Raw genomic sequence first — 23,136 nt, forward strand, 5'->3', positions numbered from 1 at the left:
CTCAAGCACCTTCCTTGCTGATCGACGCGACGACGGATTCGACCCCGACGGAATCGAGCAGCTCGCGAAGCCGCACCGCGAGTGCCGGGTGACACACGAACAGGTCGGGGAGCCAGGGACTCTCCCGGTTGTACTCGAGCGGCGACCCGTCGAGACGGGTGCACACGAGCCCGCGAGCCTGCGCCACCGCGACCGGTGCCGCCGAGTCCCACTCGTACTGCCCGCCGCCGTGGACGTAGGCGTCAACGGTACCCCCTGCGACGGAGATCACCTTGACCCCGGCCGAACCCATCGGCACGAGTTCGACGTCGTCCCGCTCGGCAAGCGTCGCCACGAACTCCGGAGGGCGGCTGCGACTGGCCGCGATGCGGAGCGGACGGTCACCGCGCAGCACGGCGTCCGGGTCGGCAGGGCCGCCGGGAGTGGTGTCCGCCGTGGTCAAGGTCGTGCCGCGGCCCGGGAGGCCCACGGCGCCGACGGTCAGGCCGGCGCCCCGCTCCCAGAGCGCCACGTGCACGGCGAAGTCGTCGCGCCATTCGCCCTCCGGGCCGTCGGCGCCGGTGTGCCGCTCGGCGAACTCCCGCGTGCCGTCGAGCGGGTCGATGATCCACACACGATCTGCACTCGTGCGCGACGCATCGTCCTTCGCCTCCTCGGACAGCACGGCGTCGTCCGGCCGGGCGGCGGTGAGAGCGCGCGCCAGCCAGTCCTGGGCGGCGGCGTCGCCCGCGTTCTTGAACGCCTTCTGCTCGAAGGCGCCGCCCGCGGCGTCGACGTCGGCCCGGAGTCCGAGCAGCACCTCCGCGGCTCCGTCGGCCAGGGCTCGCGCCAGGGCGGTGTCGTCGAGCGAGCCCGTGGGAAGGCGGGGTGAGGGCGAGTTCATCAGTCTCCAGCCGGCATCCGGGAGCGCGGGGACACCCCGGAGCCCGACGCGGAGGGCGAGCGGGTGAAACCCCGAGGTCGCGCCGAGGCTACCATTCGACGATCGGTGCCGCTGATGGCAGACTGATGATCGAGATATCCGGCCGGAAAGATAGGAAAAGCGTGGACATCGACCTTCCCCTCATCCTGGGCGGTCTGGTCGTCGGCTTCGTCGTCGGCCTCACCGGTATGGGCGGTGGAGCGCTGATGACGCCGATGCTGATCTTCGTGTTCCGGGTGGACCCGCTCACGGCGGTCTCATCCGACGTCGTGGCCAGCCTCCTCATGAAGCCGGCCGGGGCGATCGTGCACCTGCGCCGCCGCACCGTGAACCTGCCGCTCGTGGGCTGGCTGTGCCTCGGCTCCGTCCCGGCCGCGTTCTCCGGTGCCCTGCTCATCAAGGTCATCCCGTTCGGCGACCAGCTCGACGCCGTCCTGAAGTCCATCCTGGGCGTGGCGCTGCTGCTCGCGTCGATCGGGCTCGTCGTCCGCGCCGTCCTGCAGATGGTCCGCGCCCGTTCCGCCTTCGGCGAGGGCCCCGTCGAGCCGAGCGCACCCCAGCTCGTGGTGCGCCCGCTGCCGACTGTGCTGCTCGGCGCCGTCGCCGGCCTCATGGTCGGCCTCACCTCGGTGGGCGCCGGGTCGATCGTCATCGTGATCCTGCTGATGATGTACCCCGCGCTCAAGGCCTCCCAGATCGTGGGGACGGACCTCGTCCAGGCCGTCCCCCTGGTGGCCGCGGCTTCCCTGGGTCACCTCCTGTACGGGGACTTCTCCCTGGGTCTGACCGTCTCGCTCCTGATCGGCGCGATCCCCGGCGCCTGGTTCGGCGCGCACGTCTCGAGCCGCGCGCCGGGCGGCATCATCCGCCGCGCCCTGGCCATCCTGCTCCTCGCGTCCGCGCTCAAGCTGCTCGGCGCTCCCCTCTGGGTTGTCATCGCCGCGGCCGGTGCTGCACTGGTCGGCGGGAACCTGGTATGGATCTGGGTGAAGCGACGCTTCGGCGCACCCGCCTCCGCCGCACCCGTGCCCGCCGAGGCGTCGCCCGCAGCGCAGTCCTCCCCGGATGATCCCGCCCGCACCGACGAATCGAGTCGCCGCACATGACCAGCTCCCCCGCCCACGTCCTGACCGACGACGAGCTCGACCTCCTCGAGCTCGCCCTCGGCGGGGCGGTCCCTCGCCTGCCCTTCGCCGAAGGCCCCGTCACGCTCACGGACACCGAGAACACGCCGCTCGCCGAGGTGGGCGACGACGGCTCCGTGTCACCCGTGAAGCCGATCGCCGCCGCGCTGGGACCGCAATGGGACGAGCGCCTGCGTGTCCCCGCCCGGGACGTGAGCGCCGACGTCGCACCGGGGACGACGGCGGTCTGGCTGGCCGAGGCCCCGACGGCCGAGGACGTCGCGGCGGTCGCCCGCGCGGCGGAGACCGGCGAACTGCTGCTCCTCGTACCAGCGTCGCGGCACACCGCTCCGGGGACGGTCGGCGCCGCGGGGCTCACGCGGGCGGCACTGGCGCTCGCCGCCGAGACGGGGAACCCCCGGGTCGTCGTCGTGCCGTACCCGCACGGTTCGGCAGCGCGGGCGGGCGGAGCGTCGTCGGGTGGCCCCACCGCGCCGGCTGACATGGCGCCCGCCCCGTCGGACATCGCCACGGCCTATGGCGCGGAACGCCTGCTCGTGCCCGCCGACGAGCGCTCGCCGGAGGCGCGTGCCGCCCTGGCGGCCCTGCCGGACGCCCATGCGCGCGCTGTCGCCGCTCTCTACCCCGCGGCGTCCGCACGCGAGGTGGAGCGTGCCGCCGCGGCCGGTCACAGCCGGGGCACGGTGGTGTTCTTCACCGGCCTGTCGGGCTCGGGCAAGTCGACGGTCGCACGGGCCCTGGCCGCCGAACTGGACGACGACGGGCTGGAAACCACCCTGCTCGACGGCGACGCCGTGCGGCACCACCTGTCCAAGGGGCTCGGCTTCGACCGCGAGTCGCGGGAGACCAACGTGGAGCGGATCGGGTACGTCGCCTCGCTCGTCGCGAAGCACGGCGGGATCGCCGTCGCAGCGCCCATCGCGCCGTTCGCCGCGAGCCGGGCGAAGGTCCGCGCCCTGGCCGAGGCCACGGGGGCGCGCTTCCTGCTGGTGCACATCAGCACGCCGCTGGAGGTCTGCGAGGCCCGCGACCGCAAAGGCCTGTACGCCAAGGCCAGGGCGGGCGAGATCCCCGATTTCACGGGCATCAGCTCTCCCTACGAGACCCCCGACGACGCCGACCTGACGATCGACACGAGCGAGGTCTCGGTCGAGGACGCGGTCACCCGGGTCCGCGCCGCGATCTGACCGGACGAGATCGACCCGGGCTCCGCTCAGGCGGCCGGGGGGCGGGTGCCGTTCAGGGCGAAGCGGGCCACCGCTCCCCAGCCGCCCAGCTTGTCGCGGGACCGCACGGCGAAGGCCAGGCGGATCGGCGGAGCCTGCCAGCCGAAGATCCGGTTGAACACGACCGCGCGGGCGTGGGCGTCGCGGCCGCCCCAGCGGGAGCCAGAGCTCTCCACCGGGTGGATGCCGTAGACGAACGGGACGGCGTCGCCCGCGAGGCCCGCGCGCAGGAGGTCCGCGATGAGGATGTACTCGTCGCCCAGGTACAGCTCCGCGCCGGCGCCGAAGCGTTCGTCGAACCAGACGTCGTGCGCGCGCAGCCGGTCGACGTCGACGAGCATCTCGTAGGTGGCGGCCTTCGCGGAGTTGAACAGCGTCAGCGGGGTGACCTCGGCGGCGTAGCGCTTCCGCAGCTCGCCGTCGGCCCCCATGCCCCGGCCCAGGGCGATCGCCTTGCCGGTGGCGCGCAGGTGCTCGACGCCGCGGCATACGCCGTCCAGGTCGACGCGCACGTCGTCGTCGCAGAACAGCAGGTAGCGGCCGCGCGCGTGGCGCAGCGACGCATTGCGGCTCTTGGCGACGCCGCGCCCAGGGACGCGCACGAGGCGCACGCCCTCCGGCGGCACGAACCCCTCGGGGAGGTCGCCCTGGACGCACAGCAGCAGGTCGAGGTCGTCGGAGCGTTCGGGCCAGACGACGTCGCCTGCTCGCTCGGCGAGCGACGAGTAGGCGATCGTGAGCAGCGGGCCCGCGGCGCCGTCGTCGGACGCGGGGATGCCGGACGACGACGGCGCCGGCGTGCCGCTCACCGGCTCCAAGGGAGGACCGGACGACGACGGCGCCGGCGTGCCGGGCAGCGATTCCTCGGTCATGGTGTCGACCGGATCAGCGCGCGGCCCGCGCGGCCCACGTGTCGACCGCGGTGCGCACCGCGGCGGCCACCTCGTCGAGCTTCGCCTCGCTCACACGCTCGGTGACGACCAGTTCCGGCAGGTCGGCGGCGTTCAGGTCGAGCGGCACGCTGACCGGCTCGAACGTGCGGCTCAGGCCGGCGCCCAGCGAGTAGTCGCGGTACTTCACGCCGTTGCCGTGCACGGTGCCCTCCATGCCCTCGAACACGACGAGGGCGCACGGGATCCCGTAGGAATGGCAGGCGATCATCACGTGCATGGCGCTGGTGACGACGGCGTCGTACCCGACGAGGTGCGCCGTGAACGTCTCGATGTCCTCGGGCGACGACATGAGGACGGACAGCTCGTCCCAGCCCTCCGGCAGCACCACCGGGAGGTTCGCATGCGTGAAGTGGCGCACCAGCGCGACGCGCCCGTTGGTCTCGCCACGCTCGTGCGGGTAGATCCGGGACAGCAACAGGCCCGGATCGCCGAACGACGTGACCTCCGGGCCGCCGGACTCCCGGACGCGCTCCGCGGTGATCGGGCCGCGCAGCGACACGTAGGTGGCCTTCGGCTCGAGCGAGATGTCGTCGCTGGAGATGCCCGTGCCCACGACGACCGACTTCGGCTTGACGAACCGGCCGATCGATCCGACCGACAGGATGTGCGGACGGCTCACCGGCGCGGCGGGCTCCAGGAAGCGCAGCGGGCGGCCGCTGTAGTGCGCGAGGACCAGCGGCGACAGCCAGTCGCCGAAGTTGCCCGGGTACGGCCGCGGCCACCAGGCCAGCGGAATGGGTGTGCCCTCGCCGGTGGTGCGGAAGTGCACGAACGTGTCGGCGGCTCGCTTGGCGTCACGCTCGGCGTCGTCGACGGGGCCCATCCGCTCCAGCCGCGACCACAGCTCGGCGACCTTGTCGGCGCGGCCCGCCTGGCCCTCGCGGACGAGACGGTTCGCGATACGGATGCGGCGGCCGGAGCCGCTGAAGCCCTCCTTGAGGCCGTGCGTCAGCACATGGGTCACGCCCACGCGGTCCGCCACGAGGCGCAGCGAGTTGCGCGCGTCCCCCGGGAGCTTGCGCTCCACCTTCTTCAGCACGTCGAGCACGCGACGTCGCATCGGCACGCCCGCCGACGCCGACCCGCCGGGCAGGCCCGCGCGGCCGTGCTGCACGACCTTGCCCTTGAACTCCTCGACGTTGCCGCTCGAACCGAACGAGAAGAACGGCGTCACGTCCGTGATCTCCGGCTTCGCCTTGGAGAACACCGCGACGGACGGGATGATCTGGAACGACAGCGACTCGGCGTTCTTGCGCCAGGACTCCTCGAAGAAGTAGTCGTCGGTCGCCTTGATGCCCCGGCCCGCGGCCTCCGCCGCGGCGGCGTCGGCCACGAAGCGGCGCGCGGCCGGGCTCGTGTTGACGCCCCAGAAGGCCGGCTCCCAGAACCGCGTGCGGTTCGCGTACCCGATCGACAGCGGCGACGAGAACCCGCGCTGGAAGCCGATGATGTCGGCGGAGAAGTCCGCGATCAGCGGCGGGAACGACGACAGCGAGCAGTCGACGTCGATCCAGTACACCTTCTTGTCCGGGTGCTTCTCGCACACCTCGGCCAGGAAGGGCACCTTCCGGCGCGTCACGTCCGCCCAGTCGAGCCCTTCGGGGATCTCGATCTCGCGCAGCTCGTGCGCGACGCCCAGGCGGTCCAGCACGGCGCGGAGGCGCTCGCCGTGTCCGCGGTAGTAGTCGTCCGCCGTGTAGAACGAGCAGACGATCACGTCGTTGCGCGGCGCCTCGGCACGGTGCTCGGCCAACTCGGTCTCCGTCGTCGTCTCGCTCTCGACCGCGATGTTCTGGTCGGGCGTCGTGGTATCGGTCGTCATACAACTTTCCGTGGGCTCACCGCGGGGTACGCGGTAGGGGTGGCCGGGCCGTCTCGGGGCGTTCGCCCCCGAGAGTAACGGAGAACGGGGAGATCGCGCCGGAAGACGTCGCGCGAGCAGCGGTGCCCCTCGGAGGGCGGCGCCCGCTCGCGCGATCTCCGGCGCCGGCCCTCGGTCCGGATCAGGAATGGCGTTCCGGGCCGCGGAGGAAGCCCGCGCCCCAGGACATGTGCATCACCGCGAGGACGCCGGGGAGCAGCGCTCGGGAGCGGGGCGGCAGCTCGCGGCCCTCGCGAAGCGAGCCGGCGGTCACGCCGAGCACGTAGCCGCCGGGGATCACCAGACCCCACAGCAGCCACGGCACGGTGAGCGCGCCGACGACGCCGGCCGCGACGCCCGCCGCGATGCCGCACACCGCGGCCGGAGGGGCGAGGTACCGCAGGCTCGCGGTGTCGGGGTACTGGCGCATCACGTGGTTGCGCCAGCGCCCGGACCGGAAGAACTGCGTGGCGAGCTGGCGCCAGCTGCCGCGTGGCCGGTACCCGACGCGGAGCGCCGGATCGAACCAGACGGCATGCCCCGCCTGCCGGAGCCGGTAGTTCAGCTCCCAGTCCTGGGCACGCAGGTACGCCTCGTCGTACAGCCCGACCGCCTCCAGGGCGTCCCGGCGGAACGCGCCGAGGTACACGGAGTCGGCGGGCCCGGCCCGGCCGCCGGTGTGGAACGGGGCGGAGCCGATGCCGAGCGGTGAGCTCATCGCCACGGCGACCGCCTTCTCGAACGCGGTGCGCCCCTCGGGGACCATGATCCCGCCGACGTTCGCCGCGCCCGACGAGAGCAGGACCCGCACGACCCGCGACACGTAGTCGGACGCGATATGGCTGTGGCCGTCCACGCGCACGAGCAGGTCGTGCCGGGCGGCGCGGATCGCCGCGTTGAGGCCGGCGGGCGTCCACCCGGCTGGGTTCTCGACGACCGTCAGCCGCGGCTCCTCGGCGCTGAGCTTCTCCGCGATCTCGGCGGTGCGGTCGGTGCTCGGTCCGACGGCGAGCACCACCTCGAACGGCCCGGCGTAGTCCTGCTCGAGGATCCGCCCGACCGCTTCGGCCAGGTCCCGTTCCTCGTTGCGGACCGTGAGGAAGACGGAGACGCCGGGCAGCTTCCCGGGCTCCGCGGGCGTGGTTCCGGGGGGTTCGGGCACAGTCCCGGAAACGCCGGACGCATCAGACATGCGGGACATGCTAGCCCTCGTCGGCACGATCGCGCGGGTCGGTCACCTTGACAACGGGAATCGTCTCCGTGTCCGGCGCGGGCTCGGTGCTCTGCGGCCTGCGCTGGCCCACCCACGACCGGCGGGAGCGGTGCGACTCGGCGTCCGCGCGCACCCGGGGCAGCTCCGGAAACCCGGTGTCCGAGGTCGACGAGGGCCAGCGCGGCACACGGGGAACGGCGGGTTCGGCCGGTCCCATGACGGGACGCGTCTCCGGCGCCGCCAGCGGGTCGTCGCCGCCTCCCGAGCGATCCTGGTAGCCGCCCCCCGAGCGGTCGGATCGCACGTCCTCCCAGGTGAGCCGCCGCAGCGTACCGGTCGAGGGGCGAGCGTCGTCCTCCGTCACCCTGCGCAGCGCCCCGGTGGCGGGGCGTGCGGTGTCCGGGGAGATCCGGCGCGGGGACCCGGTGGCCGGACGGGAGGCGTCCGGGGAGACCTTGCGCAGCGACCCCGTGGCGGGACGAACGTCGTCCCGGGAGACCTGGCGCAGGGAGCCGGTGGCCGGGCGCAGGTCCTCCTGGGTCACCCTGCGCAGCGAGCCGGTCGCCGGGTGGCCGGTCTCCGCCGGCCGCGGGAGCTGCTTGTGCTGCCCCGCCACCTTCGCCGGCCGCTTGCCGCCGTTCGGCCTGCCCTTGCCGGCGCCGCGGCCCTTGCCGGCGCCCTTGCGGCGGCCCCCGGGGCCGATCTTCCCGCCGGCCGTCGCCTTGCCGCCCTTGCCCTTGATGAACTTCTGGTACTCGTCGCACACCGTGTCGACGTCGCCGTCCATGCGGACCTGGCCCTGGTCGAGCCAGATCACACGGGTGCACATGGCGCGCACCGAGGCGATCGAGTGGCTGACGAGGAAGACCGTGCCGGCCTCCTCGCGGATCTTCTCGATGCGTTCCTTGCTCTTCTTCCGGAAGGCGGCGTCGCCCGTGGCCAGCGCCTCGTCGACCATGAGGATGTCCGGCGTGACGATCGTGGAGATCGCGAAGCGCAACCGCGCGGCCATGCCGGAGGAGTAGGCGTTCATCGGAAGGTAGACGAAGTCGCCGAGATCGGCGAAGTCCACGATCTCGGGGATCTTCGCCCGGGCCTCGGCCTCGGACATGCCCAGCGCGAGACCGCCGATGGTGATATTCCGCTCGCCGGAGAGATCCTTCAGCAGCGCCGCGTTGACGCCCAGCAGGGACGGCTCGCCGGAGAGGTACACCCGCCCCTTCGTGGGCGGGTGGAGGCCCGCGACGGCGCGCAGCAGCGTGGACTTGCCGGACCCGTTCGTGCCGACGATGCCGATGGCCTCGCCGTGCCGCGCCACGAAGGACACGCCGCGCACCGCACGCACCTCGGTGATGGCGCCCACGCTCTGGCGGGCACGCCCGACGATCCGGTTGAACAGCGACCTGTTGGTCCCGGAGACGGGCCTGCCGCCGAACACCCGATACGTGACATGAACATCGTCCACGATGACCGACGGCGCACCGAGTTCGGTTCGCACCGCGCGGTCAGGCAAGTCCTCGGCGTCGATCTCGAAGTCGATCTCCTCGAACTTCCCGTTCGAGGTGCCCCTGGCGACGTTGTCAGTCACGCCCGTACCTTTCCTCGGCTGCCCAGAAGTAGACGAGGCCGCTCACCAGTACAAGCAGAGCCCATCCACCTGCCCACGCCCAGATCCAAGGGTCGTAGGGGATCGACGGCTCGTTCATCATGATCATGCGGAAGAGCTCCAGATAGATGGCGACGGGCTGGTGCTCCAGAGCCACACGAAGCCAGGTGGGCTCGCTCACGTAGTGTTCGATCGAGAAGAGCACACCGGAGCCGTACATGAGCAGGCGCGTGACGAACGGAAGCACCTGCAGCAGGTCAGGCTTGCCGTACGCATACCGCGCCATGAACAGGCTGATGCCGGTGTTGAGCACGGTGACCAGGGCAACCGCGGGGAGGATCTCCAGCCAGTGCCAGTTCAACGGCACCGGGTTCAGCGTTTCCAAGGGGATGAAGCCCGCACCGAACGTAAAGAGGCACATCACGACGACGGTCGGAACGAACAACGTCAAGCTCGTCAGGACGGTCGCCAGCGGCAGCACCGCGCGCGGGAACCGCAGCGACCGGACAAGCTGCATGTTGCCATCGATGGCACGCGCCCCGGTGCTGATCGCGTTGTCGATGAGACGGAAGACGAACACGCCGATCACGATGAACGCGACGACGTTGTCCAGTCCGCGACTGGTTCCCAGGATGAACCCGAAGATCACCGTGTAGATGATCGCGTTCAGCGTCGGGTTCAGGGCGGCCCACATCTGCCCCAGGTACGACCCCTGGTGCTTCGCATACGCCTTGGACGTGGAGAACACGCGAATGAAGTCGCGACGCGCCCAGAGCTGCTTCAGATAGGTCCCCATGCGGGGGCGGACCCCGGCCTCCTCGAGGCCGTGCTGCTGGGCGAGCGCCCTCGCCTCGGCCGAAGACAGCGGCTGGGGTACCGCCGCTCGATTCTCGGTGACGGTCACGGACTCCTCGTTCTCCTTGGTGCCGCGGCATCCGGGCACGCCGGGGTCTTGATCGGGCCTCAGTCTAACGACGCGCGAGGCGGGTCAGGGTCAGGGGGACAACGCTCCGGCGGGTCGGTCAGTGCCCCTCGACGGCACGACCGGCGTCGGCTCCGGACGCGGCAGCGACTCGTTCGGCGAGCCGATCCTCCGCCGCCAGCCAGTACTCCTGGCACGTGGAGTACTCCGCGCTCCACGGCTTGCGGTGCCCGGCCCAGTGGATCAGCTTCGGGTCCCGCACGTCCTCCTGCGCCGGGAACGCGTTCCACGCCGGGTCCATCACGACGCGCGTGTTACCGGCGTAGACGTTCAGGAGCTGCTGGTCGTTGAGCCCGTACATGCCGGCCCACGGGAGATAGTTCTCGGCGAAGCCATCGGCGCGCATCCGGTCCAGGTTGAGCACCATGATCCCGGCGTTGAACGCGACGTAGTCGTACGTCTGGTGGGCGGACATCCGCCGCAGGAACTCGTTCGCGACCGCGGCCCCGCCCGGCATCCGCTTCGTCGTGATCCAGGTGTTGCGGAACCCCGACAGAAAGTACCGGCCGGCGGCGTCGCGCGCGGCGAGTGGCGCGTCACCGAGTTCGATGTCGTAGAGCTCGGCGATGTCGGTGAGCAGCACGGCGTCGATGTCGTGGTAGACCACCTTGGCCAGGTCCGGCAGCAGGTACGGCAGCAGCAGGCGGTCCATCGTGGCCACGGTGATGTGGGAGAGCATGCCGCTGATGGCCCCGTACTCGATGCCGTCGCACGGCAGCCAGTGGATCTCCAGCTCCGGGAACAGCGCGTTGAACGCGTCGATGTCCTCCTGCGAGTGGTCGCGGCACTGCACGTACAGCACGGTGGGGCGTTCGGCGTGATCGGCCAGCGCGGTCGCGACCACCTTCGCCTGCTCCTTGAGGTTGCCGTCCATGGCGATGGACACGTGCACGGGCGCGCCCGCGCGCTCCACCAGCGCGGGCCGGACCTGCTCGCGGGACCGCACCCGGGCGACGACGTCGTCCAGGTCGAAGGGCAGTGGGTCGTTCGTGCCGGGCGCCGCGAGCCGGCGCCGGGCCTCGGCGACCTCCGGCTCGCACGCCTCGGCCCACGCCGCGTACACCTCCTCGGGCTTCTTCCCGGCGAGGATCTCGGTGAACGCGACGTCCAGGAGGCGGGTGATGCGCTCCTGCATCGCGCGGCGGTCCGCCTCGGTCGCGTCGAGCAGCCCGTTGAACCGGATGTCGGCCGCGCGCCGGGGCCGGAACTCGACGTCGGCCCCGATCGCCCAGGTGGGCAGGTAGCAGTGCAGGCGAGAGGTGATGATGCGCGAGTAGTCGGTCTGGTAGCCCTCCAGCAGCCGGACGGCCTCGTCGATGTTCTCGGCCAGCGTGCGGTCGCGGACGGCGTCGTACTCCTGCTTGATGGTGGCGGCACCGCGCGGGCCGGGCGTGTCGACGTAGACCGCCGGCTTGCCGGCGCCCGCCCGGCGGCGCTCGAAGAGCCCGTTGACGGTGGTCGTCAGACAGCCGGAGAAGAACGCCGGGACACCCGCGGCGAGCAGGAGGTAGACCGTGTTCCAGTCGCGGCAGCCGACCGGCCCGTGCGCCTTGAGGTACTCGACGGCCTCGGGCGTGAGCATCTCCAGCCGGTTCACGTGGAACGAGATGAGGATCGGCCGGAGGCTGGCGTGGAACGGGAAGTCCGGGATCAGGCCGAAGGCCGAGTTCATGTACCAGCCGAACCCGAGGGTCCAGGTGTTCTCGGGGATCGCGTCGGTGGCCGAGGCGTCGCGGTTCATCTCGACCAGGTGGACGGCGCGCTCGGGGCCGCCGTCGACCCGGTGCTCGGCCGGGACGCGGGCGGCGAGCCGCGCAAAGCTCTGCACCAGGTCCTCCTGCCCGGTGAACGTCAGGCCCGTGCGCCGCACCAGGTGGGATGACGCCGCGATGGTCTGCACGTAGTCGCCGATGTTCTGGGTGGTCATCTTCCGGTCAGCGGCGCGGTAGCCCATGACGGCGAACGGCACGGCGCCGTCGGCGACCGTGGCGGGCTCGGCCGGCTCGACCTCGCGCCGCACCCACTCGGCCAGCCAGTCCAGGCGCCCGGCCGCCTCCGAGCCCTCCGGGGCCTCGGCGACGAGCCGCTCGTACAGGCGCGCGGCGGTCTTCCCGCGGTGCGTCGCGAGCGTCGCCTCGAGCACGCCGAGCGCACCGGCGACGTCGAGCTCGGGCTGGGCGAGGACGACGTCGGCGAGAGCGTCCAGCGCCGCAGGGTCCTTGCGCGCTGCGACCCGGGCGTACTCCCGGGCGGCCCACTTCGCCGCGGTCTCCAGCGGGACCTCGCCGAACCGGGTCCAGGCCAGGGTGTCGAAGCTGTAGTACTCGGCGGCCACCGCCTCGCCGAGCGTGCCGGCGACGCGCGTCGCGTCGTCGCGCATGAGGGACTGGTTGAGACTGCGCATCGAGACGTCGTCGCGCGCCGCGATGAGCCCGCGCACGCCCTCGACGACGGCGGCCTCCAGCGGCAGGCCGCGCTCCAGGGCACGCGCCAGGTCGGCCTTGGCGACCGTGGCGCGAGCGCGGCGGCGGTTCTCCATCTCCTGCTCGCGCGTCAGCGTGAGCGGCGGCACGACGCCGGCCTGCCGCCCGGCGTGCAGATTCGTCTCCCCGCCGAGGATCGCGATGATCCGGTCGTAGGCGAGCACGTACCGGCGCAGCCTCCTGACCTTCTCCGCCGGCCCCGTCCCGGAGAGGCGGGACAGGGCGGGACGTGCGACGGACGCCGCCGCCCGGCGCATTCGTTGCGAGAAGGATCCGCTCATGCTCGTCTTTCCGTGTGGGAGGGAATGCGGGTGAAATGCTACCGGCGCCCGGCTCGTGCTCTCGGATCATGATCCAGGCTCGGGACGCCGTCGGGCGCGGCATCGCGCATGATCGCGGACGGCTTCATCGAACCTGACGTCGTTCTCGGCGAGATGTTCACGGGGCGGGGTCTCGGGCAGGTTCACGGGGTGAGGACGAGGCGCCGGGCGCGGACCAGGACGCGGGCGGCGGCCCGGCCGACCCGCCGCCCCGTGCGTTCCGCAGCCGCGAGCGCCCGATCCGTTCCCGTCGGGGAGACGACGCGGCGCAGGGCCTCGCGTGCCTGGTTCCAGCTCCCGGCGGCCGCGTGGGTGAACACCTGGCGGCGCGCGCGCGGCAGGGACGCGAGGGTGTCGGAGCTGAGCAGCGACAGGATCTCGGCCAGCGGTTCCGCGAGGCGCCGGCGCAGCTCGTCCTCCTCGACCGGATCGCCCGGCGCCGGGCCCGGGGAAGCCGGATCGCCCTGCGGGGCACCGCTGAACCCCGGGTCCTCGAGGACGATGCGCACGGCGTTCCACAGGTAGGAGCGCAGCAGCATCCCGGAGTACACGGTGCGCACCCGCTCGCCCGCTCGGGCCAGCAGCGGCGCGCACAGCCGCTCCTGCTCCAGGTAGACGAGCTGCGCCTCGGGGGTGGCGCCGAACGTGGTCATCGAGCCGTTGCCGAAGCGCTGGCGGTAGCGGTACACGACGTCGGGCACCAGGTCGGCGCGCGCCGCGAGGGTCGCGCGGGCCATCGCGACGATGTCGTTCGACCGCCGGGAGTCCTCGAACCGGATCCGCTGGGCGTCCCAGAAGGAGCGCCGGAACACGCGGTTCCAGCAGGCGCGGTTGCGCACGAGACCGGGCTCGTCGCGGACGGTGACGCCGGTGCGCGCCTCGGTCACGTGCCGCGTGACCGGCTCGGCGGGGCTCGCGGCGGCCCGGCCCGCCTGGCGGTCGCCGGCGGGACCCACGGGGCCGTCGTCGCCGGCCACCGGCTCCTCGCCGTCGCGGAACCGCACGAAGTTGCCGACCGCCATGTCCGACCCGCTCCCGCGCAGCGACGCCAGCAGGGCGGCGTACGCGCCGGGCGGTACGACGTCGTCCCCGTCGGCGAATGCGAGGTACTCGCCGCGTGCGAGCGCGACGCCCTGGTTCCGTGCCGGGCCGCCGCCGGGACGTTCCGCGGCGACGAGGCGGACGCGCGGGTCGCCGATGGCGGCGACGACGTCCGGCGTGCCGTCGGCCGAGCCGTCGTCGACGACGACGATCTCCAGCCCCAGGCCCTCCTGGCCGAGGATGCTGCGCAGGCACTCGCCGATCCACGGTGCGACGTCGTGCGTGGGGACCACGACGCTCAGTTCGGGAGTCGTCATGACGCGGCACCGCCGTTCCGGCCGGCGGGCGGTGCGGTACGCGCGGCGCCGCGCATCAGCGCTTCCGCCCCGCCGACCGCCGCGAGGACGGTCCGTTCGGCCCGCGCGCGCGCTCGGCCCGCGAGGGTGCCGGGCCGGGGGCGCGGCCGGAAGACAGCCGCCGCCCGCGCCCACCGCCGGTGGCGCAGCGGGGTGTAGACGCGCAGCCGGTCGGCGGGCAGGTGGCGCCACACCGCGGCGGGAGCCGCCCGGACCAGGTGCACGGCCGCCTCGCGGGCCGCGTCCAGCTCCGCGTCGGCGGACGCGTCCGGTTCCAGCAGCGCGGGCAGCTGCGACCAGAGGTCGGTAACCAGGACGCCCTCGAGGTACGTGGTGAGCAGCGCGGGCGAACGCCGGTGTCGCACCTCGGCGAGGCACGCGAGCTCCTGGGTGACGTAGTCGCGCGCGAGGGCCGCCCGCTCCGCGGGCGCGCGGCCGACGCGGGCCCGCCGGATCTGGACCGGATCGTCCAGGACCTCCCGCCGCAGGGTGAGATCGGCACGCAGGGTGACGAGCAGGTCGTCGGCGTGCTCGGTCGGCGCGAACGCCAGCCCGGCGGCATGCCACGCGGCGCGGTCGACCAGGCGGTTCCAGCCGGCGCGGCCGCGCCCGACGGCCGGGGCGGCCGACGCGGTCAGGCGGCGCGGTGCGAACATCACGTGCCCCCCCACGACCATCTCGGCACCGGTCTCCCTGGCGCGCGCGACGGCGGCGGCGCAGGCGTGCTCGGGCAGCGTGCCGTCGGCGTCGGCGAACATGACGTAGGTGCCGCGGGAGCGAGCCACGCCGAGGTCGCGTGCCGCGCCACGGCTCGCGCCCGCGGCGTCGACGCGGCGCAGCCGGGGGTCGGTGGCGGCCGCCGACAGGATGGCCGGGGTGTCGTCGAGGGATCCGCGATCGACGGCGACGAGCTCCAGCTCGGCCAGGGACTGGTGGAGCACGGACCAGACGGTCTCGGCCACGCGGTCGTCTTCGTCCTTCGTCACCAGGACCACCGACAGGAGGGGGGTCCGCGCCGGCCCCGCGGACCTCGGGCCGCCGACGAGGTCGGCCTGGGGTTCGTGCACCATGCGCCCTTCCGTAGACTGTGGCGGTCACATTCAAGCACACGCGCACCTTCTGAGGTCATTCGATGCCAGGACGCGCCACGCGACGCATCCAGACGTTCCCCTACTGGACGTCGAACCCGTTCGTGCAGATGTTGTACGCCGAGGCGGTCGCGCGTGGCATCGCCGTCACCGGCACGGCGAACGTCCAGCTCGCGGCCCGCGCCCTGCGCGATCCGGCGACCACCGGCCTGGTGCACCTGCAGTGGCCCAGTCCGATCACGGACCAGGCGACGGACGCCGACGACGCGGAGGGGCGCGTCGACGACTTCCTCGACGCGGTGCGAACCGCCAGGGGGCACGGCCGTCCGGTGCTGTGGACGGTGCACAACTCCCTTCCGCACGACACGTCCCACGCCGCGGCCGCGCGGCGCCTGCATCAGGAACTGGCCGACCTCGCGGATGTCGTGCACGTGCTCCGTCCGGCCACCGTCGCCGCGGTGGCCGGCGACTACCGCATCCCGCCCGAGCGGACCGTGGTCGTGCCCCACTCCAGCTACCACGGCGTCTACGGGCGCCGGCTCGACCGGGCGGCGGCGCGCGCGGCACTGGGCGTCACCGCGCCGGTCGGCGTGCTGTTCTTCGGCCACCTGCGCCCGTACAAGGGCCTGCGCCACCTGTTCGACGCGCTGCGGGCCGCGCGCGACGCCGGCTCCGACACGGGGCTGCTGCTCGCGGGCAAGCCGTCCGGCGACGTCGCCGACCGGGTCGCCGCCCTCACCGACGACGGCGTGCCGGTCACGTCCGCGCTCCGGTTCATCGACGACGACGAGGTCGCGACCTGGTTCTCCGCGGCCGACGTCGTGGTGCTCCCGTACGAGAGGATCCTCAACTCCGGCACGATGCACCTCGCCGCCACCTACGGCGTGCCGGTGGTGCTGCCGGGCGAACCGCACCTCGTTGACGACTTCGGCGGCGAGAAGTGGGTGAGGTTCTTCAACCCGGCGGACCCCGTGGGCTCGATCGCCACGCAACTGGCCGACCCGTGGTTCCGCGATCCCGCCGTGCGCGAGGCGGCCGTGAACCACGCGAGAGAATTCACCCCCTCGCGGATGTCCCGGGATTTCGCCGATGTCGTCGACCGTATGCTCGCCGGGAGGTCCGGCAAGGCCCCCGCCGAATTCCGGCATCGGAACGGCAGGACGTGACAGCCGGACTCGGTTCCGCAGCCGGATCCCGCCGGCTACGCGACGAAGCTCCAGTGCTGGTCACATGTGGCAGCAGCCCTCTGCCCCGACGGTAGACTCCGCGCACGTGCCCTACTCCGCCGCCGCACCTATCGCGCCGACGAGCCTGAGCGGTTCGATCAGCGCGCCGGACACATCGCACACCTCCCCCAAGAAGAAGCGCCAGGAGATCGAAGGTCTCCGGACCCTGGCCGCGCTGCTCGTCGCCGTTTACCACATCTGGTTCAACAAGGTATCGGGCGGCGTGGACGTGTTCTTCGTCGTCACCGGCTTCCTCATCACCCTGACGCTGGTGGGACACGTGCGGCGGGAGGGGCGGATCCGCCCCTTCGCCTACCTCGGCCGGATCGCTCGACGTGTGTGGCCGATGGGCGCCGTCGTCCTCCTCGCCGTCCTGGCGATGACCGTGACCATCGCGCCCGAGGCGCTGCGCGCACGGAACTACGCCGAGGTGTTCGCCTCGGCGCTGTACTTCGAGAACTGGTTCCTGGCGGCCAACGCGATCGACTACCTCAACCAGCACGACCCGCACACGCCGGCCCAGCACTTCTGGGCGATGTCCCTGCAGGGGCAGTTCTACGTCACCTGGCTCGTGCTGGCGCTGATCGCGCTGCTGCTCGTCGTCCGGGGGCGCACCGAGCGGCGGTTCAAGATGGCGTTCGGGGTGCTGATCGCGGCCGTCGGCGGGGCCTCGTTCACGTGGAACCTCATCCAGACCGCCGAGAACCAGCCGTTCGCGTACTTCTCGTCGCTCACGCGCTTCTGGGAGTTCTCGGTCGGCGGGCTGCTCGCCCTCGCGGGCGGCGCTCTCGCCCTGCGGGGCTGGACCGCCGCCGTGGCGTCCTGGGTGAGCGTGCTGGGGCTGGTGGCCTGCGGGATGGTCCTGCCCGTCGAGGGCGTGTTCCCCGGCGTCGCTGCCCTCTGGCCGGTCGCCTGCGCGACGCTCCTGCTCCTGTCCACCCGGGAGAACGAGGTGCCCTGGGCGGCGACCCGGCTGCTGTCCAACCGGGCGATCGCCTGGCTGGGCGGAGTCGCGTTCGGCATCTATCTCTGGCACTTCCCGATCCTCATCGGCTACCGCTACCTGTACGGCGAGGACGCGGTGCCGTCGCTGCCGGTCGGCCTCGCCATGATCGCGGCGGCCATCGCCCTCGCCGTCGTGGGGCACTACCTGTTCGAGCGACCGGTGGCTCGAGGATGGAACGGCGCCTGGACGAAGGTGCTCATCACCGTCGCACTCCTCGGCTCACTGATCGCCGTCGCCGTTCTCGCGCACCGGGGAACCGTCGCGGCGGAAGCCGCCGCCGAGCAGCTCGAGGAAGAGGCCGCCGCGGCCCAGGCAACGCTCGGGGACTGCTACGGGTACGCCGCGATGGTGACCGGAGACGCGTGTGACACCGTGCTGGCGGCAACACCGATCGTGCCGGACCGCAGCGCGCTGAAGGCGGACACCGAGGAGGCATACCGCTGCTACACCAAGGCCAGGGCAACCTACATCGAATCCTGCACCTTCGGTGACGGGCCGATCCGCATCGCCCTGATCGGCAACTCGCATGCCGCCCTCTTCAGCCCCGTCCTCCGGGACGCGGCGAAGGACCACGGTTGGGAGATCACACCGCTGACCAGCAACGGCTGCGTCTGGGGGCGGCTCCGGGCGGGCGACCCGGAGCTTTCGGAGCACTGCGTGAACCGCGTCCAGCAGAGCGAGGACCTCCTCTTTGCCGGCGAGCCGTACGATGCTGTCATCTTCGCAGGGGGCCGCGGCGGACTCAGCGGGCTCGACAATCCACAGCGGACCATGGAGAACTGGCGCGCGCTCCAGGCCCGTGGTACTCGGCTCGTTGTCGTGGAGGACAACCCCCGGATCGGCGACCAGGGCGAGCAGTGCGTGATCGAGGCCAGCGAGCAGGAGTTGCGCGACGGCGCCTGTGACACCTCCCGCGAGGCCGCGACCAGCGATCCCGACGGATTCGCGATCATCGCCGGGCTCATGGGTGTTCCCGTGGTTCAGACACTGGACTTCTACTGCGACGACACCACCTGCCCGGCGGTCATCGGCAGCGTCATCCCGTACCGGGACTCGCACCACCTGTCGATGACCTACATCCGCACGTTCGAAGACGTTCTGCTGAGCCGCCTCGCGGAATACATCCCAACAGAACGGCCCGCACCGATCGAGAGCGCCGTTCCGATCGATGGCGCGGTTCCGACGGAGAGTCCTGTGCCCCATGCGACCTCCACTCCGGCCGAGTAGCCGTTGGTCGCCGGAACGCCGACCCAGGTGATCGGTCGAGGGCACGATCGTGGTGCACAATGGGTGCCGTCATTCACGCCATCAACCAGATTGAGACAGACCTGGTGAACGCGATCGTAGACAGCCACGCGGGCGGCAGCCCTGCAACGAGGGACGTGCCGGGTACTGCGAAGGAGAGCGACCTCAGCGTCTCGGTAAGAGACGTCGCGGGAGTCGATGTCTATCAGTTGAACTCGCTACGAGACGACAGCACCGGCGGTCGACGTCTCGTGGACAACTTCGGCGACCTCCTGGGCCCGATGGTCGTCGAGCGCATGCTCTGGCGACGGCGACCGCAGGACCGGCCGCCGAAGTTGGCCCGACGGCGGCTCTTCGCCGTCGGCTCCACCCTCCATCGGGCCGGAGGATCCGACGTCGTCTGGGGCGCCGGGGTTTCCGGCAAGCAACTCCACCCCTATCCAAAGGCCTACCCGCGAGTCGACGTGCGGGCCGTACGTGGGCCGTGGACCGCTCGGCTGCTGACCGATCTGGGGGTCGACGTGCCGGCCGTCTTCGGTGACCCGGCGCTCCTACTTCCCCGCCTCCTCCCCGAGCTCAGTTCATGGGCGCACGCCCCCGTGACGGACACGCTCATCGTTCCGAACCACAACGACCTGGACGCCTACCGGGACGCGGAACACCCGGTGCTCGACCCGCGGCTGCCCCTGCACACCGTCCTGCGGACGATCGCCCGTAGCCGGTTCGTCGTGGGTTCCTCGCTGTACGCGGTGATTGTCGCCGACTCCCTCGGAGTCCCCGCCCGGTTCGTCGCCTCCGAGACCGAGGGCCCTTTCAAGTACCGCGACTACCTGGCCGGTACGGGGCGTCCGACGACCCGGATCGCCAGAGATATCGCCGAAGCGCATCACCTCGGGGGCCATGAGCGGCCGGACGCCGACCTCGACGCACTCGAAGACGCGTTCCCGTGGGATCTGTGGGGATTCCCCGACACGGATCGGAGTCATGTCCGGCGCTACGAGCTGGACACGATGCAGGACGTCTGGCGCCACCGCGTCGTCGCGGGAGGCGCCGCCGCCCGGTCATCGTTCCTCCAGGAAGACCTGCCGCGGCTGCGTACCGCCGTGATCAGTGGCGGACCCGACGGACCCGCACTCGTCCCTATCGCGGCCGACCTGATCACCCAGGTGGTGCCCGACGTCCTTGACGAACCACTCGACCCGGCGACCCGCCATCTGATCGATACGACCTTGCGCCGCGATGCCGCGCTCGTGGCGACCGCCGCTCGGCTCGAGGGCGCGCCCCCCGTCGCGATGCTGCATGCGGCCCGCCCGGCGGGCCGGCACACGCTCCTGTCGGTCGCCGCTCGGGTACCAGAGACGGTCGCCGACGCCGATGTCGAGGTGATCCTCACGGCCATCGGATCGAGCAAGGTGGTGGCCCGGCCCGTGCTCCTGTTCGGGCAGGCTCGCCGGCAGTGGCACGTCGTGACCGACGTCCTGGTGCCTCTCACCGAGCTCGTTGAGGACTCGTGGCACGTCGAGGTCCGTATCGGCGACCTGCGCTTGCCTGTCCGCCACGCGTCGACCGCTCAGCTCGCGCTGTCCGCGCCCACTGCGCACGACATACCGCCCCTCGGCGAGCCGATCATCGTGACGTCGGACGGCACGGTCCAGCACGAGGAGAACGCCGCCGCATGAGCACCCGCACCATCCTGTCCTTCCCCCATTGGCGGGCGAATCCCTATTTGACAATGCTCTACCTGGCGGCTGAGGCGGACGGCTGGCGGATCGCCGGCACCACGGAAGTCGACGAGCTCGCCGACGGCGTCCGCGAGCTCGTGCCCGGCGACGTCGTCCACGTGCACTGGACGTCACCCGTGACGGCAGGCGCAGAGGACCAGACGGCGGCCAGGGAGCGCCTCGACCAGTTCACCCGGACACTCGACGCGGTGGTGGACCGTGGCTGCCGGCTCCTGTGGACCGTGCACAACGAGATCGCGCACGACACCAGCTATCTCGCCATCGAGAAGGCCATCGGCGACGCGCTCGCCGAGCGAGCCACGCGAATCATCCAGCTGCACGACCGTACCGCGGAGGCCGTGGCGATGTCGTACACGCTGCCCGCAGAGAAAGTCACCACGCTTCGGCACGCCAGCTACCTCGGCATCTATCCGGACACCTGGACCACCAGCGAGGCACGCACCGCCCTCGGGGTGCCCCAGGGCGCACCGACGGTCGGGTTCGTCGGCCAGATGCGCCCGTACAAGGGGCTCGACGTGCTCTTCGCCGCGGCCGATGTGGCAGCGAGCGAACTGCCCGGACTCGTGCTGCTCCTCGCCGGCGGCACGTCGCCGAGTGACCTGGCGGTGATCGAGAGCTCGCTGCCGCGCCACGTCGACGTCGTGCGGCAGCACTCGTTCGTCGCCGACGACGAACTCGGCCTGTGGCTACGTGCTTCCGACGCCGTCGTGCTGCCCTACCGCCGGGTCCTGAACTCCGGGAGCGCCATGCTTGCCGCGAGCTTCGGGCGACCCGTGATCATGCCGGACGACACGCCGCTTGCCCAGGTCTACGCCGATCAGCCCTGGCTCACTACCTTCCGGACCGAGAGCGACAGGGTGGAGGCGCTCGCCGCGGCGATCGTACGTACGATCCGCTCCGGGCGCTGGACCTCGGCCACGGCGCGGGCGTTCGCACGGTCGTACACGCCCTACGACATGTCCCGGGACTACCTGCGGCTGATCGACGCGATGGACATGACAAAGGAGGCGGCATGACCACGACCAGCGCAGGGTCGCCGGTGCTCTCCGTCGTCGTCCCCGCCTACAACGTCGGCGCCTGGGTGCGCGAGTGCCTGTCGTCGATCCTGGACGACCAGGACGCCGATCTGGAGGTCGTGGTCGTCGATGACGGCTCGACGGACGACACCTGGGACATCGTCACGGGGTTCGCCGCCAGCCATCCCGAGGTCCGGGCCGTCCGCTCGCCTGGCGTCGGCGGGGCACAGGCGCGCAACTACGGGGCCGAGATCGCCCGGGGCGAGTACCTCGCCTTCGCCGACGCCGACGACCTTGTCCCGCGAGGAGCCTATCCGCGCATGCTCGACGCTGCGCGTGCAGGGAACGCCGACATGGTGGCGGGCAGTTTCCTGAAGTTCTACACGACCAGGACCTGGCGCCCGACCTGGCGGTGGCCCGCGTTCCACGAGCCGCGCACCGGTGTGACGCTCGCCGACCAGCCCTCGCTCATCTGCAACCGAGCCTGCTGGAACCGCGTCTTCCGCCGCGACTTCTGGTTCCGCGAGGGCATCTACTTCCCCACCGTTCCTCGCTCGAACGACATCGTGCCCATGACGAAGGCCCTCGTCGCGGCGAAGCGGATCGCCGTCGTCCCGGACACCGTGTACCTCTATCGCGACCGTCCCGGCAGCAGTTCGATGAGCTCACAGTCCGCAGGGCTGGACAGCTTCGTGAGCTATCTGTCGCAGGAGATCGTGTGCCGGGAGCTGGTGTCCTCGGTGGGCGATGCAACCCTCGACCGCGAGTACGGACGACTGTTCGCCCGGGCCGACGGCTGGGTGCACCTGGTCAAGTTCCTCGACGGTCTCGACACCGGCACCGCGGACGCCGGCGGCCTGGAACTGGCGCGCGAGATGCTTGCACGACAGATCAGTGAGCTGCCCCAGGACGTGCTCGACGACCTCGGCCCGGCTCAGCGATGGGCGTACGGGCTCGCGGCTGCGGGACACTGGTCCCTGGCCGCCGAACTCGCGGAACACACCGAGGACTTGTCCAAGCTTGACCCGACATGGTTCTTCCGAGCCGACCTCACCAGCATCGGATCGCTGTCGCTGTCCGACGCGGAGCTGCGCAAGACCGTGAACGAGCACGTCTTCGGCCCGATCCTGGGCGGCCGCCGGAGGTTCGACCCGGACGATGCCGCCCTGCTCGCCGAGAGCGCCGTGACGTTTCGCAGGATCTTCCCCACGGAGTCGCGGCACTGGAGCTCCGAACCCGCCCAGCGTCTCACGCTGGCCGTGAAGTCCGGCGACTCGAGCGAGATCGAGAAGGAGCTGCGCAAGCCGCTGCTGCGGTTCCGGGAACCGGTCCTGGCCGTGCAGGGCGGTCGTGCCGTGCTCGTGACGCGCTGCACCCGGCCCGAGCTCGGACCGCCTGCCGTCGTCGCCGTCCGTGGTGGCCACCGTCACGTGTTCGACACGGTCTCGTTCGACCCCGAGACAGGGGCGCTCACCGCGTCGGCGAGCCTCCGGCACCTCGCTTCCGGCCCGGTGTCGATCCGTCTCCAGGTCGAGGACCCGCTGGGCACGGTCGAGACCAACGTGACACCGACGCTCGCCGACGGGTCTGTAACACGGCGGGTACTGCGCGTGCTCGGCAACGGGCAAGTGGACATCCGCCACGGTGCCCGCCGTATGATCCGTGCAGCACGCGGCGCCGGCCGCCGGATACTGCAACGCTGACT

At 71.7% G+C, this 23,136-nt stretch carries 16 protein-coding genes; 7 read left to right on the forward strand and 9 right to left on the reverse strand.

Features of this window, described 5'->3' with window-relative positions; all coding sequences use genetic code 11:
* Nucleotide 1: 1 nt before the first annotated feature.
* Nucleotides 2-883 carry a 3'(2'),5'-bisphosphate nucleotidase CysQ gene (locus IIE03_RS11635; RefSeq protein ID WP_192862927.1) on the reverse strand — a complete coding sequence of 294 codons (882 nt, stop codon included), beginning with the start codon at nt 881-883 and terminating at the stop codon, nt 2-4.
* A 161-nt stretch (nt 884-1,044) separates the two neighbouring features.
* Between IIE03_RS11635 and IIE03_RS11640 the strand changes: the two genes are divergently transcribed.
* On the forward strand, nt 1,045-2,028 hold the full coding sequence (locus IIE03_RS11640) for a sulfite exporter TauE/SafE family protein (protein ID WP_318842939.1): 984 nt from the start codon (nt 1,045-1,047) through the stop codon (nt 2,026-2,028).
* Complete coding sequence (cysC, locus tag IIE03_RS11645) at nt 2,025-3,254, forward strand: adenylyl-sulfate kinase (RefSeq protein ID WP_192862929.1); 1,230 nt, start codon at nt 2,025-2,027, stop codon at nt 3,252-3,254. The genes IIE03_RS11640 and cysC overlap by 4 nt, the downstream gene beginning before the upstream one ends.
* A 26-nt stretch (nt 3,255-3,280) precedes the next feature.
* Here the strand turns inward: cysC and IIE03_RS11650 are convergent, their stop codons facing one another.
* The 8 genes from IIE03_RS11650 to IIE03_RS11685 all read right to left on the reverse strand — a co-directional run bounded on the left by IIE03_RS11650 (nt 3,281) and on the right by IIE03_RS11685 (nt 15,178).
* A complete protein-coding gene (locus tag IIE03_RS11650; protein WP_192862930.1) occupies nt 3,281-4,165 on the reverse strand; it encodes a glycosyltransferase family 2 protein in 885 nt (294 codons plus the stop codon).
* Nucleotides 4,166-4,178: 13 nt separating this feature from the next.
* Nucleotides 4,179-6,068: a polysaccharide pyruvyl transferase family protein gene (locus IIE03_RS11655; protein WP_192862931.1), complete on the reverse strand. Its 1,890-nt coding sequence runs from the start codon at nt 6,066-6,068 to the stop codon at nt 4,179-4,181.
* A 181-nt stretch (nt 6,069-6,249) separates the two neighbouring features.
* Nucleotides 6,250-7,299 (reverse strand): glycosyltransferase family 2 protein, encoded by a 1,050-nt coding sequence (locus IIE03_RS11660; protein WP_192862932.1) that lies wholly within the window; start codon nt 7,297-7,299, stop codon nt 6,250-6,252.
* 10 nt (nt 7,300-7,309) lie between these two features.
* Complete coding sequence (locus tag IIE03_RS26735; RefSeq protein WP_192862933.1) at nt 7,310-8,908, reverse strand: ABC transporter ATP-binding protein; 1,599 nt, start codon at nt 8,906-8,908, stop codon at nt 7,310-7,312.
* Nucleotides 8,901-9,830 (reverse strand): ABC transporter permease, encoded by a 930-nt coding sequence (locus tag IIE03_RS11670; protein ID WP_192862934.1) that lies wholly within the window; start codon nt 9,828-9,830, stop codon nt 8,901-8,903. Before IIE03_RS11670 ends, IIE03_RS26735 begins: the two co-directional genes overlap by 8 nt.
* Before the next feature lie 118 nt (nt 9,831-9,948).
* Nucleotides 9,949-12,672 carry a glycosyltransferase family 8 protein gene (locus IIE03_RS11675; protein ID WP_192862935.1) on the reverse strand — a complete coding sequence of 908 codons (2,724 nt, stop codon included), beginning with the start codon at nt 12,670-12,672 and terminating at the stop codon, nt 9,949-9,951.
* 182 nt (nt 12,673-12,854) lie between these two features.
* Nucleotides 12,855-14,069 (reverse strand): glycosyltransferase family 2 protein, encoded by a 1,215-nt coding sequence (locus tag IIE03_RS11680; RefSeq protein ID WP_192862936.1) that lies wholly within the window; start codon nt 14,067-14,069, stop codon nt 12,855-12,857.
* Nucleotides 14,066-15,178, reverse strand: coding sequence for a glycosyltransferase family 2 protein (locus IIE03_RS11685; protein WP_192862937.1), 1,113 nt, complete (start codon nt 15,176-15,178; stop codon nt 14,066-14,068). The genes IIE03_RS11680 and IIE03_RS11685 overlap by 4 nt, the downstream gene beginning before the upstream one ends.
* Nucleotides 15,179-15,240: 62 nt before the next feature.
* Between IIE03_RS11685 and IIE03_RS11690 the strand changes: the two genes are divergently transcribed.
* The 5 genes from IIE03_RS11690 (at nt 15,241) to IIE03_RS11710 (ending at nt 23,134) form a co-directional block, all read left to right on the forward strand.
* Nucleotides 15,241-16,362 (forward strand): glycosyltransferase, encoded by a 1,122-nt coding sequence (locus IIE03_RS11690; RefSeq protein WP_192862938.1) that lies wholly within the window; start codon nt 15,241-15,243, stop codon nt 16,360-16,362.
* Between the two features lie 106 nt (nt 16,363-16,468).
* Entirely contained in the window at nt 16,469-18,655 is a 2,187-nt protein-coding gene (locus IIE03_RS11695; RefSeq protein ID WP_192862939.1) for an acyltransferase family protein, read from the forward strand.
* Nucleotides 18,656-18,882: 227 nt separating this feature from the next.
* On the forward strand, nt 18,883-20,352 hold the full coding sequence (locus IIE03_RS11700) for a polysaccharide pyruvyl transferase family protein (protein WP_192862940.1): 1,470 nt from the start codon (nt 18,883-18,885) through the stop codon (nt 20,350-20,352).
* Entirely contained in the window at nt 20,349-21,431 is a 1,083-nt protein-coding gene (locus tag IIE03_RS11705; protein WP_192862941.1) for a glycosyltransferase family 4 protein, read from the forward strand. The genes IIE03_RS11700 and IIE03_RS11705 overlap by 4 nt, the downstream gene beginning before the upstream one ends.
* On the forward strand, nt 21,428-23,134 hold the full coding sequence (locus IIE03_RS11710) for a glycosyltransferase family 2 protein (protein ID WP_192862942.1): 1,707 nt from the start codon (nt 21,428-21,430) through the stop codon (nt 23,132-23,134). The genes IIE03_RS11705 and IIE03_RS11710 overlap by 4 nt, the downstream gene beginning before the upstream one ends.
* Nucleotides 23,135-23,136: the final 2 nt, after the last annotated feature.

It is taken from the genome of Myceligenerans pegani, assembly GCF_014892515.1.
Lineage (GTDB): Bacteria > Actinomycetota > Actinomycetes > Actinomycetales > Cellulomonadaceae > Myceligenerans > Myceligenerans pegani.

Excerpts from the sequence above, each read along its gene's own strand:
- IIE03_RS11635 (WP_192862927.1), bottom strand. The coding sequence starts at position 883 with ATGAACTCGCCCTCACCCCGCCTTCCCACGGGCTCGCTCGACGACACC.
- cysC (WP_192862929.1), top strand. The coding sequence starts at position 2,025 with ATGACCAGCTCCCCCGCCCACGTCCTGACCGACGACGAGCTCGACCTC.
- IIE03_RS11650 (WP_192862930.1), bottom strand. The coding sequence starts at position 4,165 with ATGACCGAGGAATCGCTGCCCGGCACGCCGGCGCCGTCGTCGTCCGGT.
- IIE03_RS11655 (WP_192862931.1), bottom strand. The coding sequence starts at position 6,068 with ATGACGACCGATACCACGACGCCCGACCAGAACATCGCGGTCGAGAGC.
- IIE03_RS11660 (WP_192862932.1), bottom strand. The coding sequence starts at position 7,299 with ATGTCTGATGCGTCCGGCGTTTCCGGGACTGTGCCCGAACCCCCCGGA.
- IIE03_RS11675 (WP_192862935.1), bottom strand. The coding sequence starts at position 12,672 with ATGAGCGGATCCTTCTCGCAACGAATGCGCCGGGCGGCGGCGTCCGTC.
- IIE03_RS11680 (WP_192862936.1), bottom strand. The coding sequence starts at position 14,069 with ATGACGACTCCCGAACTGAGCGTCGTGGTCCCCACGCACGACGTCGCA.
- IIE03_RS11685 (WP_192862937.1), bottom strand. The coding sequence starts at position 15,178 with ATGGTGCACGAACCCCAGGCCGACCTCGTCGGCGGCCCGAGGTCCGCG.
- IIE03_RS11690 (WP_192862938.1), top strand. The coding sequence starts at position 15,241 with ATGCCAGGACGCGCCACGCGACGCATCCAGACGTTCCCCTACTGGACG.
- IIE03_RS11705 (WP_192862941.1), top strand. The coding sequence starts at position 20,349 with ATGAGCACCCGCACCATCCTGTCCTTCCCCCATTGGCGGGCGAATCCC.
- IIE03_RS11710 (WP_192862942.1), top strand. The coding sequence starts at position 21,428 with ATGACCACGACCAGCGCAGGGTCGCCGGTGCTCTCCGTCGTCGTCCCC.